General features: G+C 61.3%; 10 protein-coding genes. 4 read left to right on the forward strand and 6 right to left on the reverse strand.

The window, feature by feature from the left end; genetic code table 11:
* Positions 1-37 precede the first annotated feature (37 nt).
* The 3 genes from BLS41_RS38695 (at position 38) to BLS41_RS30885 (ending at position 4176) form a co-directional block, all read left to right on the forward strand.
* Positions 38-331 carry a hypothetical protein gene (locus BLS41_RS38695; RefSeq protein ID WP_143026426.1) on the forward strand — a complete coding sequence of 98 codons (294 nt, stop codon included), beginning with the start codon at positions 38-40 and terminating at the stop codon, positions 329-331.
* A 478-nt stretch (positions 332-809) separates the two neighbouring features.
* On the forward strand, positions 810-2534 hold the full coding sequence (locus tag BLS41_RS30880) for a phospholipase C (protein ID WP_074771504.1): 1725 nt from the start codon (positions 810-812) through the stop codon (positions 2532-2534).
* A 187-nt stretch (positions 2535-2721) separates the two neighbouring features.
* On the forward strand, positions 2722-4176 hold the full coding sequence (locus BLS41_RS30885) for a cytochrome-c peroxidase (RefSeq protein WP_074773163.1): 1455 nt from the start codon (positions 2722-2724) through the stop codon (positions 4174-4176).
* Positions 4177-4316: 140 nt separating this feature from the next.
* Here BLS41_RS30885 and BLS41_RS30890 read toward each other — a convergent pair whose 3' ends face one another.
* The 4 genes from BLS41_RS30890 to BLS41_RS30905 form a co-directional block, all read right to left on the reverse strand.
* A complete protein-coding gene (locus BLS41_RS30890; RefSeq protein ID WP_143026427.1) occupies positions 4317-4688 on the reverse strand; it encodes a Rap1a family protein in 372 nt (123 codons plus the stop codon).
* Positions 4689-4788: 100 nt separating this feature from the next.
* The gene (locus BLS41_RS30895; protein ID WP_074771506.1) at positions 4789-6369 is read right to left on the reverse strand and encodes a DHA2 family efflux MFS transporter permease subunit; all 1581 of its coding nucleotides are present in this window, start codon (positions 6367-6369) and stop codon (positions 4789-4791) included.
* Positions 6366-7490, reverse strand: a complete 1125-nt coding sequence (locus BLS41_RS30900; RefSeq protein ID WP_074771507.1) for an HlyD family secretion protein — start codon at positions 7488-7490, stop codon at positions 6366-6368. Before BLS41_RS30900 ends, BLS41_RS30895 begins: the two co-directional genes overlap by 4 nt.
* A 55-nt stretch (positions 7491-7545) precedes the next feature.
* A complete protein-coding gene (locus BLS41_RS30905; protein WP_074771508.1) occupies positions 7546-9021 on the reverse strand; it encodes an efflux transporter outer membrane subunit in 1476 nt (491 codons plus the stop codon).
* 93 nt (positions 9022-9114) lie between these two features.
* Between BLS41_RS30905 and BLS41_RS30910 the strand changes: the two genes are divergently transcribed.
* Positions 9115-9888 carry an AraC family transcriptional regulator gene (locus BLS41_RS30910; protein ID WP_074771509.1) on the forward strand — a complete coding sequence of 258 codons (774 nt, stop codon included), beginning with the start codon at positions 9115-9117 and terminating at the stop codon, positions 9886-9888.
* Positions 9889-10075: 187 nt separating this feature from the next.
* On the opposite strand, the gene otnC is transcribed toward BLS41_RS30910, so the two are convergent.
* Together otnC and otnK are read right to left on the reverse strand one after the other, a co-directional pair.
* Positions 10076-10738 (reverse strand): 3-oxo-tetronate 4-phosphate decarboxylase, encoded by a 663-nt coding sequence (gene otnC / locus BLS41_RS30915; protein WP_171910356.1) that lies wholly within the window; start codon positions 10736-10738, stop codon positions 10076-10078.
* Positions 10735-12036 carry a 3-oxo-tetronate kinase gene (gene otnK / locus BLS41_RS30920; protein WP_074771510.1) on the reverse strand — a complete coding sequence of 434 codons (1302 nt, stop codon included), beginning with the start codon at positions 12034-12036 and terminating at the stop codon, positions 10735-10737. Before otnK ends, otnC begins: the two co-directional genes overlap by 4 nt.
* Positions 12037-12141 lie beyond the last annotated feature (105 nt).

Here is a 12141-nt window from a genome sequence, read left to right on the forward strand (position 1 = left end):
CGATTGAACGGCTGTCGCGACCGGCAGCGACAGATTGATGGGAATCAGGTGGTTCTCGCCATCGCGCTCTAAAGCCGTGACCGGCGCAATAGATCAACGCGGCAGTTGCTGTCGAAGTGACCACGACGAAGCGATCCATCTCATCCGGCATCGACGTGCGAGCCTGGCTTTTTTCCAGATCGACAGTGAGATCGCAGAAAAACTCACATTCCAGATTTTTGTTGCGGCTCGCCTCGTTGTCGCCACGCCCAACACACCACGCCGCTTTTTAAAGCCACTCGACACAGTTCATTTTTCGCCGCTGACCAAGTCAAGCCGTCGGCGGAAATGAGGGCGAGTGAAATCAGAAAAATTGGCAACGCCGCGATTTCTTATCAATCTGTTCACTAACACCCATCCCGCTAATACAACTTTCGCCAGCAATACAAGTGTTTCCTGCGGTAAGGATCGATGGCACATGGAGTGCATTGATCGACACAGTCGAAGCCCCGGAAAAGTACAACGCTCACACGCTCATTTCTCCCGCTAAAACCCGCACGAATCGCACGTTCGCGACATCTTCCCCGCTCCACACCACCTCCCCATCTGCGCATTTCAAAACATCGCGTTATCGGATCGACATGTCGATTAAAGCAATACGTATGCATGTTTGAAAGGCGACAGTCAGAATGTTGCCCGAAAACTTTCACTCTTTAATGGTCCAATGCGCCAGCTTCATCCAAGAGTTTTGCCATCGCGTTTCTAACAACAATCCTCCAGACCTCCGTACTTACCGACGGAAGGACTGGGCAGCGAATGTGGAGCCCCAAATGTTTCGCCGAACCCTTTTGCCCATTCCGTTTGCCGCAGCACTATGTGTGCTGAGCGCATGCGGTCACAGCAATGACAGCTCGCCCGCATCGACTTCAGCCGCCTCTTCGCCGGCTGTTACCGTGTCCGCTCAGGACGCGCTGACCACCGCTACGCCGATCAAGCACCTGGTCGTGATCTTCGGTGAGAATCGTTCTTTCGATCACTACTTCGGCACCTACCCGAACGCGCAAAACCCGGTTGGCGAACCTGCGTTCACAGCAGCGGCCAACACGCCGGCGACGATCAACAACCTGAACCAGAAGTCGCTGCTGACCAGCAACCCGAACTTCCTGAACACGGCGAACAACGCGTTTTCGGCAGGCAGCGGCATCAACCCGTTCCGTCTCGACCGCAGCCAGGCGAACACGAACGGCCAGTCGCACGACTACCGCAACGAACAGCTCGCCTACGACAACGGTGCAGCCGACCTGTTCCCGAAGTACACGGGTAACAACGGTGCGAGCAGTGGGTCGACGTTCGGTACGCCGGGTCTCGTGATGGGCTACTACGACGGCAATACCGTCCAGGCGCTCTGGAACTACGCTCAGAACTTTGCGATGAGCGACAACATGTACACGGACACGTACGGTCCGTCGACGCCGGGTGCAATCGAAGTCATCTCGGGTCAGACGAACGGTGCAGTTCCCGCGAACGGCGCAGCGCAGGGCGACAACGTGATCGCCGACGGCGCAGGCGGCTTCACGATGAACGGCGACTCCGACCCGACCGGCGACACGTGCTCGTCGACAGCCGCCACCGATAACGTGGTGATGTCCTCGGCCAACAAGAACATCGGCGACCTGCTCAACGCGAAGAACATCTCGTGGGGCGGCTTCATGGGCGGCTTCAACCTGACCACCACGAACGCGAACGGCACGACTGCATGTAAGCGCAGCACGTACTCGTCGGTTCTGGGTGCAACGAAGGCTGACTACGTACCGCACCACAACTGGTTCCAGTACTACGCGACGACGGCCAACCTGGCGCATACGCGCCCGACCTCGACCGCGCTGATCGGCCAGACCGACCCGCTCGATTCGACGGCTACGCCGGTTCACCACCAGTACGACACCGACGACTTCTTTGCAGCAGTCAAGGCGGGCAACTTCCCGTCGGTCAGCTACCTGAAGGCACCGGCAGTCGGCGATGGCCACCCGGGCAATTCGGATCCGCTCGACGAGCAGGCGTTCTACACGAAGGTCGTCAACTTCCTGGAGCAACAACCCGACTGGAAGAACACCGCCATCATCCTGACGTACGACGATTCGGACGGCTGGTACGACCATGCGTACGCAACGCCGACGACCTCGTCGTTCGACACGACCGCCGACCAGCTGAACGGCGTCGGTACGTGTAACGCAACGGGTGCCGTGCAAGGCGTGGGCGTGTCGGGTGCCAACGTGAACGGCCGCTGCGGTCCGGGCACGCGTGTTCCGCTCGTCGTGATCTCGCCGTATGCACGTAGCAACTACGTCGACCACACGCTGATCACGCAAGCTTCGGTTGTCAAGTTCATCGAAGACAACTGGCTCGGCGGCACGCGTCTGGGCGGCGGTTCGCACGATGCAGCGACGGGCAGCCTGAACGCCCTGTTCGACTTCACGAACGGTGGCGCAACGCCGGCTGTGTATGTCGATACGAACACTGGCGCGAAGCTGTCTTCCGCGCCGGCGACGGACTAAGTAGTCAGACTGAGACGTTCGGTTGGTCTGTCTGTCATGCCGTGGGAAAGCTTTTATTCAACCCTGCGGCATGACATTCGATGAACCGCACGTTGACAACAGACAGTCAGTCAATGCGTCGAGCCAGCCGGTACGGTGGCTCGACTTGCTTATTTATGTGTCGTTCAGATTTGCTACAGCTATTGCCATGAACTCTCCTTCGAATGCCAGCCTGCCTTCGCAACTCCCCACCGGACGCGAGCCGTCTCCCGACGCCGCCAGGCCCACGCTGCGCCGCCGGATTCTGTGGACGTTGTCGGGCATCGTGCTGGCATGCGCTGTCGTAACCGGCTACGCGCTGCTTTACCCCGAACGCATGCCCGAGGCGATCGGCGACAAGGTTGAAGACCTGACGGGCGCGAATGCGCACCCTGTCACGCTGCTGCGCCCTCCGGTCGCGCCGCTCAGCGCGGCCGCCATGCTCGGCAGGGAAATGTTCAATGACCCGTCGCTGTCGGCGTCGGGCAAGCAGTCGTGCGCGTCATGTCACAGCGCAGCACACGCTTTCGGGCCTCCTAACGATCTGACCGTGCAACTCGGCGGCCCTCACATGACCGACTCCGGTTATCGGCCCGCGCCGTCGCTTGCGTACCTGTATCGTCAGGCGCCGTTCAGCATCGGTCCCGATCAGGGCGATACCGACACCGCGCCGATCAGTCTCGACGTGCTCGCATCCGCGGCACAAGGCGTGCAACGTGCGCAGAAAAATGCGGGCGTGGCGCCTGCTGCGCCGGCGATGGTGCCGCAAGGCGGCTTCTTCTGGGACGGCCGCGCAAGCACGCTTCAGGACCAGGCGCTCGGACCGTTGACGAACCCGGTCGAAATGGCGAATCCGAACGTGGCAGCGGTCGCCGATAAGCTCATGCATTCGAAGTACATCGATACGATGAAGCAGCTTTTTGGTCCGCGCGTTGTCAGCGATCAGAATCTGCTTGTATCGGAAGCCATGTTCGCGATTGGCCGCTACCAGTTCGAAGATCCGGCGTTTCACCCGTTCTCGAGCAAGTACGACGCGTGGCTCGAAGGGAAAGCGCACCTGACTCAGGCCGAACTGCGCGGACTGCGCCTGTTCAACGACAAGGACAAGGCGAATTGCGCGGGTTGCCACTTGAGTCAACCGAGTTCTGACGGTCTTCCGCCGGTCTTCACGGATACGCAATATGAGGCGCTCGGCGTTCCACGCAATCACCAACTGGCGCTGAATAAAGACCCGAAGTTCTACGACATGGGCGTGTGCGGACCGTTCCGCACCGACATGACGAAGGACACGCAGTATTGCGGCATGTTCCTGACGCCGACGCTGCGCAACTCGGCAAATCGCGGTGCGTTCTTCCACAACGGCGTGTATCACAATCTCAAGCAGGTCATGGACTTCTACAACCTGCGCAATACGAGTCCTGAGAAGATCTATCCGCACGATGCATCGGGCAAGGTTCTCAAGTATGACGATCTGCCTGCCCAGTATCAGGCGAATATCGACGTTGCCGACGCCCCGTTCGATCGCAAACTGGGCGACAAGCCCGCGATGTCGGATGACGATATCAACGACATCATTGCGTTTATGAAGACGCTCGATGACGGCTACGAGAACGTTCGAAAGTAATTGCTGAGTGAGAGAAAGACGGGCGCGGTATGCGCCCGTCGCGCATTAACCGGATTGAAATCCTCGCCTGGCGAGGATTGAAGCGAGGCATTCGAATAAGCATCCTCTCTCTCGAGAGGATGCTTATTCGCAACAGATAGTCAGTCGATTGCGGCTCCGCCGGCCGAGCAAGCCTGCCGCATTGCCTTCAGCACGACGGGTTGCATCTTTTCGGTCAACGACTCGGGATGGGCATCGATATATTTATCGATGATAGTGCCGACCTGACGCGCATCTGCATGCAACGTGCCGATGCAGCGCTGCAACTTCGCGACTTTCGCATCCGGCGCGCCGAACGCCGACGAATAGGAAAAGCCATCGAGCACGCCAATCACGTACGCCGTACGCAGCGATTGGCTTCCACCCTGAAAAAGTTTGCCCGTGAGAAAGCCGTTATTCGTCTCGGGGGCCGGACTCGCGTGCGCGACGGAGCACAGTGTGACGAGTGCCGCGGCGGCCAATGATCTGTTCATCTGATATCGATTCAAAAGGATAAGGTGCGCTATTGTGTGCCGCTTTTGTGACGGTTTCTGCGCCGACGCTTTAATTTCATCGACGTCTTTCAATCGCCTGTCAACTACGTCGACTTCTTAAGACGAACGCCCCCAACGTACACGCGATCATCGCAATACCGGCAATCAGAAAGGTGTCGCTGTACGCCATCAACAACGCTTCCCTGCCCACGGTCTGATTGATGATGCCTAACGCAAGCTCGCGCGCACCGCTCAAGTCGCCCTTTGGCAATACGTCGGCGCGCGGAGCGTGATTGCTCGCGAGCAGCCTGGCGAGATAGGCGACACGCTCGCGAAATGCAGGCGAAAACAGCGTGATCGATTCACCCAGACGCATGGCGTGCAATTTCTCGCGCTCTACGACAATCTGGCTCGCAATCGCAATGCCGATCGCGCCGCCCACGTTGCGCACCATCGTGAACAATCCCGACGCCGAGCCGAGCTGACTTTTCTCCAGACCATCGACGGCCATCACCGACAGTGCGATAACAACGAGCGACTGCCCAATCCCGCGCACAATCAGCGAAGGCACGATCACGTTAGACGCGGAGTATCGATCTAGATGGATGTTCATCAGGCAGCCCGCCGCAACCAGCGCGAAGCCGAGAATGATCGCGGTACGCGCGCTGGTCCGGCGCATCAACGGTGGTGTCAGAAATGACATCACGAATTGAACGAGTCCATAGGGGATCATCGCGAGCCCGATATCGCGCGCGCTATATCCCTGCAATTCCGCGAAATAGTTCGGCACGAGAAACACCACGCCGAACACGACCGCGCCGAACAGAAACTGCATGAGGCTCGCAATCCCGAAGTTGTAGCGGCCAAGCAGACGCAAGTTGATGAACGGCTCCGGGCGGCGCAACTGGATAGCGACGAACACGCCTAGCCCAAGCACCGCAACGATCATCATGTTGACGATAAATGGCGACGCGAACCAGTCCTGACGGCCGCCCTCTTCCAGTGCGATCTGCAAGGCGCTCAAGCCGACTGCCATGGTCAATATGCCGGGCCAGTCCGCGTTGCGCAGCTTCCCGAGATGCATCGGCAGCGGCTTGATTGACCAACTGATTGCGCCGAGCAGGATAAGCGTCGGCGGAATCTGCAGATAGAAGATCCAGCGCCACGAGTACATATCGGTCAGATAACCGCCCATTGAAGGACCCGCCGCCTGCGCGACGTTATTCGCAATTGCGAACAGCGCCATACCGAGCGGATGCCGCGCGACCGGCAACTCGGTGACGATCAGCTGGAACGACAGCGGAATCAGCACGCCACCGAATGCACCCTGCAACGCGCGCGCAACGATCATCGTGTCGATGTTCGGCGCGACCGAACACGCCAGCGAAAACACCAGGAAGCCGCTCGCGCCCGTCAGCAGAACGCGGCGGATCGTGAAGACCTGCACCAGCCATCCGGTCAGCGGAATGACGATGATTTCCGCGACCAGATAGGCGGTCGTGATCCACGATCCTTCTTCGAAACTCGCGCCCAGCGAGCCACGAATGTCGGGCAGCGACGCGTTCGTCACGTGCACATTCATGCCTGCCATGAAGCACCCGAACACGCCGCCGAGTACCGCAATCCATGTACGGAGCGGGATTTTTTCTTTATCTGCTGATGCAATGACGGTCGATGTCATGACGGCTGCCCGCCGTCCGCGTGGCGCGTATCGACGTTCACGACGACCGACATGCCCGCGCGCAGCAGCCGCGCGTCCTCACGCGATGCGTCGAACCGTATCCTGACAGGAATGCGTTGCACGACCTTCGTGAAGTTGCCTGTCGCGTTATCGGGCGGCAGCAGCGCAAATTCCGCGCCGGAGCCTGGCGCAATACTCGTCACCTTACCGCGCAACGTATGCCCGGAATAAGTGTCGACCTTGATCTCCACCGGTTGGCCGACATGCATATCGCCGAGTTGGGTCTCCTTGAAATTGGCGACCACGTACACGTCGTTCAACGGAACGACCGCGAGCAACGGCATGCCGGTCTCCACGTATTGACCCTGACGCACAGTGCGTTGGCCGATCACACCATCGCGAGTCGCGCGGATCACCGTATGCTGCAAATCCAGCTGCGCCAGCGCGAGCGCCGCGCGCGCTTCGCTCACCTGCGCCTTCGCCTGCTCGATACCCACAAGACTCTGCTCCCGGCGCCTGCGCAACACGTCCTGCTGATCCCGCTGACTCTGTACGGCAGCGCTCGCTTTCGCCAGCACAGCAGCCGCTTTCTGCTCTTCAGCTCGCGCGAGTTCCAGGCGCTGACCGCTCGACGCCTGCTGCGCGTATAACTCGCGATAGCGCGTTGCATCGGCATCGCGGCGCACGGTGTCGGCCTTTGCCGCAGTCACGTCGGCCTGCGCCTGCGCGATAAGACTGCCCTGCTGGGTCACTTGCGCGTCGAGACTCGCCACTCCCGCTTCCTGCTCGCGAATATTCGCGAGCGCCGCATTAACGGCCGCTTCCGCGCGATTCACCTTCGCCTGATAATCGCGGTCGTCGATCCTTATCAGCACGTCGCCTGCGCGAACCTGCTGGTCGTCCTGCACCACGACCTCGCTGACATAGCCCGGCACATGCGAACTCATCGCCACGATGTCGGCGCGCACATACGCATCGTCGGTGCTTTCGATGAAGCGTCCGACGCTCCACCAGCGAACACCGGCCACGACCGCCACCACGGCGACGATCACGACGCCTGCTGCAATCAACTGTTTTCTTCCGGGAATCGTGCGCTTTTCAGGCGCGACAGTGGTGCTCATAACTGGAACCTTCAATGAAAAATAACGAATGATCGGAGCGGTATCGCTGAGCGTTTCAGCGCTGCCATCCGCCGCCCAGTGCCTTGAAAACGGCAACCTGGTCCGACGCAAGCACTTCGGTCGATGCCGCCAGCGCAGCATCGGTCGTGACGAGACCGCGTTCGGCGTCGAGCACGTCGAGGAAATCGAGCGCGCCCGCCTTGTAGTTCAGTTCAGCCAGTTCGAACGCGCGGGCATGCTGTGCACGAGCCTGTTGCAACGCGCGATGCCGGTCCCATTCGGCGCCGTACAGCGTGAGTGCCTGCTCGGTTTCCTTCAACGCGTTCAGTACGCGACTGTCGAACGACGCGAGTTCGGCGGCGCTGTCCGCGCGCGCTTGCGAGAGCTTCGCGCGACTCACGGCCATGTTCGGAAAGTGCCAGCTGATCAGCGGACCGATGCCCCAGGCCACCGCGTACTGGTTACCGAGCGACGCAAGGCTGCCGCTCGTCGAGAGCCAGTCCACCGAGCCGCCGAGCACCACCGACGGGTACAGTTCCGCCGTCGCCACGCCCACGCGCGCACTGGCCGCGGCAAGGCGTCGTTCGGCTTCACGCAGATCGGGACGCCGCTTGAGAAGCGCCGCGCCGTCACCGACGGGAAACGGCGTCGCAATCAATGGAACGGCGTGGCATTGCGAAGCCGCAACCGGAATGTCGGCGGGAGTGTGGCCGGTCAGCACGGCCAGTTCATACAGCGCCGCGCGGCGCTTGCCCTGCAGGTCGGGCAGCGTGGCCCCGGTATCGCTGACAAACGCCTGCGCGCGCACCACTTCGAGTTCGGACACGAGGCCTTGCGAGCGCTGTATCTGCGTCAATTGCGCAACCCGTTCGGCGATGGCCAGCGAGCGCTGCGCCACGTCGATCTGCTGACCGAAGCTGCAGGCGTGCGCGTAGGCGTCCGTCGTTTCGGCCGCGATGGCGACGCGCAACGCGTCGCGAGCCGCCTGGGTCGCTTCGGCGTCGGCCTGCGCGGACGCAACCAGTTCGCGCACACGGCCCCACAAATCCACCTCCCACGATACCGCCAGCGAAGGCGCATACGCCCAGCGTGTGGCCGCGCTCTGGCGGGTCGCCGCCGCGACGATCTGATCCGTACTCTGCTTGCCGTAGTTGCCGCCGAGCGCCACGTCCGTGTCGGGCAGACGCGCGGCGCCCGCTTCGTTCAACACCGCTTCCGCGCGCTGAAGATGAGCCGCCGCGACCGCGAGATCGCGATTGTTGGCGAGCGCCTGCTGCACGAGTGCGTCGAGTGCGGGATCGCGATACAACTGCCACCACGAATCGACCATCGGCGCGGCGGAAACGGGCGCCACAGCGGTCGACGCAAACGGGCGGCTGGCGGCATCCGGCACAGCAGGTTCGCGGTACGGCGGCCCGACCGTGCAGCCCGCAATCACGCTGGCAAGCGCGCCGAGACGCGCGACTCGTAACACACGGCGGGAACGGCGCAAAGTCGGTTGAAAGAAACGCCACGAACGGAAATTCGTCATCGATTGCCACGTCAATAGGATGAAAAGACAGCGGCAATGCTAAGCTCGTGACCCTGGTTTTTCTCGCGCAGAATCAACATTCATCGTCGCAAAATGGACAACCCATCGCGGAACTACGCTCCAGCAGAGCAAACCCATCCGGTTGCAGTCATCGCCACCGATCCGCCTGGCCGGACAGCCTTCCCATCGCATGCGCACCGGCAGGGGCAATTGATTTACGCGATTTCCGGCGTGATGATCGTTCGCACCGACGACGGCAGTTGGGTCGTGCCGACCGGGCGCGCGGTGTGGGTGCCGGGAGACACCCAGCACGCAATTGAAACCACCGGCGATGTGCGCATTCGCACGGCATTCGTCAAGCCGGAGGCGAGAGAAGGATTGCCCGATGCGTGCCGCGTGATACTGGTCAGCACGCTGCTGCGCGAGCTGATCGTCACGGCAGCGGGGATCGACGAATGCTCGGCGGACAGCGCGCGCGCGCGCCGCATCATGGAGTTGATTCTCGACGAGATTGAAATTGCGCCCACATTGTCGCTGCATGTGCCGATGCCGCGTCACCCCGCGCTCGTCAGGCTGTGTACGCAATTGATCAACCATCCGTCCGACGTGGTGACGCTCGCAAGCTGGGCACGCGAAGCGCACATGAACGAGCGCACGCTCGCGCGCACCTTCCAGCGCGAGACCGGCATGACGCAAGGCGCGTGGTGCCGGCATACGCGTCTGCTGCTCAGTCTGCCCCGGCTGGTCGCGGGGGCGTCGATACTCGAAGTCGCGCTCGAACATGGTTACGACAGTCCGAGCGCATTCGCCGCGATGTTCCGCAAGACGCTAGGTGTGCCGCCAAGCGAATACTTTCGCAAGGGGTAATGGAGTGCGGTGAAGAGGCCACGGATTGTCCATTTCGCGACGGCCTTTCCCGCTTATATTTTTCTGCGTGCCGCGATGGCACGCTCTCTCAGGTTCTGTAGCAGACGGCTTGTGAATTTCGATTATTTGCGCCGCTATTTCTCGTGCAATCCGCCAGAGTCTTCATGATTCCGGCGGCTATTTCCCACTACCACTTCGCGCCGAACGTCGTTCGCAACTCGTCGATCTGTGCATCGGAGAGAGGCTCCGGCTTCGTCGTTTGCATCAACCAGAGTTGCGCGCTCTCCTCCAGTTCTTCGAGCGCATACGCCGCCTGCGACACACTCGCGCCCCACACTACCGGCCCCAGCCGCTCCAGCAATACGCCGCGCACGCTGCTGGCGAGCGCGCGAATCCGCTCCGCAACCTCGGGGTCTCCAGGACGCCGATACGGAATCAGCGGAATGTGGCCGACTTTCATCACGTAGTACGGCGTGATCGGCGGCAGGATATCGTCGGGCTTCCACACACCCGCCAGCGACAACGCGACCAGATGAGTCGAATGAGTATGGACGACGCCGTTCATCGCCGGATTCGTGTCGTACACATTGCGATGGAGCGCGAGTGTCTTCGACGGCTTGTCACCACTCACCCAGTTACCCTCGCGATCCACCTTGGCGATCGCGGCAGGATCGAGGTGACCGAGGCACGCGTCGGTCGGCGTGATCAGCCAGCCGTCGTCCAGTCTCGCGCTGATGTTGCCCGCCGAGCCGACCGTGTACCGGCGCGAATAGAGATCCGCGCCGATTCGCGCGATCTCCTCGCGCGCGCTGTTCTCTGCCCGCTGAGCCGCAGAAATAGTCGTATTCATTGCGGGCGATCCATCAGCTTGTCGAGTTGCGTCAGTGCTTTCTCGAAGAAATCGACGGTGCCGAAATTGCCCGATTTCAACGCGAGCGCATAGCGCTGGCCACCATTCGAAACGGTCCAGGGTACACCTGGGTCGATCTGCGGTCCGATCGTAAGCGCTTTCACGTCGAGCGCATTGACGATGGAACCCGAGGTTTCTCCTCCCGCCACGACGAAGCGGCGCACACCTGCGTCGCGCAGGCGCTGGGCGATCCCGGCGAGCGCGTGCTCGACAAGGCTCCCCGATTCGGCGACGCCGAGTTTGCCCTGCACCGCCGCGACTTCTTCCGGCGAACTGGTCGCATAGATCAGCACGGGTTCCTTGCCGATGTGCTGCTGCGCGAACCCGAGCGCCTCGTCGATCACCTTTTGCGAGTTCTCTGCCAGTTGCAGCGTATTCAGGCGGAACGCAGGACGGCCGTTTTCGCGCCAGTGCGCGACCTGCCCTTGCGTCGCGCGCGAGCAGCTACCTGCGAGTACCGCGGAGAGTCCATCGACAGCGGGCAGCGCTTGCGCATCGTCGCCCTGCGCCAGCAAGCCGGCGCGGGCGAAGTTACCCGGCAGACCAAGCGCCAGTCCCGAACCGCCGGTCAGCAGAACATCGTCGGCACAGGCTTCGCCGAGCGTGTAGAGGTCGGCATCGGAGATCGCGTCGGCAATCGCGACACGCACGCCATCGGCTTTGAGCGCGGCGCGCGCGGCGGCGAGCTTTTCTCCGCCGGGCTGAACGGCGTCGTAACGCAGCAGCCCGACTTTCGATTGCGTCTGACGTTGCAGCGTGCGCACCAGGTTCGCATCGGTCATCGGCGTAAGCGGATGGTTCTGCATGCCCGATTCGTTCAGCAGCAGATCGCCGACAAACAGATTGCCGCGATACACGGTACGGCCGTTTTCCGGAAACGCCGGGCAGGCAATGGCGAAGTCCGTGCCGAGCGCTTTCATCAACGCATCGGTGACGGGGCCGATATTGCCGGCGTCGGTGGAATCGAAGGTCGAACAGTATTTGAAATAGAACTGCTTGCAGCCGAGCGAGCGCAGCCACTCCAGCGCCGCGAGCGATTCGGCAATCGCATCGCCGCTCGGCGATGTACGCGATTTCAACGCGACCACGACCGCCTGGGCCGACGTGTCGAGCGGCGCGGTGGGCACGCCGATAGTCTGAACGGTACGCATGCCGCCGCGCACCAGCATGCTGGCCAGATCGGTGGCGCCAGTGAAGTCGTCGGCGATACAGCCGAGCAAAGTCGAATCGAAGTTCATGGATTGCGCTTCCAGTAAAACCGGTACGAAGACCCTTCGGAAATCTCAGGCCAGCATGGATAAAGAAAATCTGGACAAAACCACAGCCAAAATTTGTAATCGGTT

Source organism: Paraburkholderia fungorum (genome assembly GCF_900099835.1).
GTDB lineage: Bacteria > Pseudomonadota > Gammaproteobacteria > Burkholderiales > Burkholderiaceae > Paraburkholderia > Paraburkholderia fungorum_A.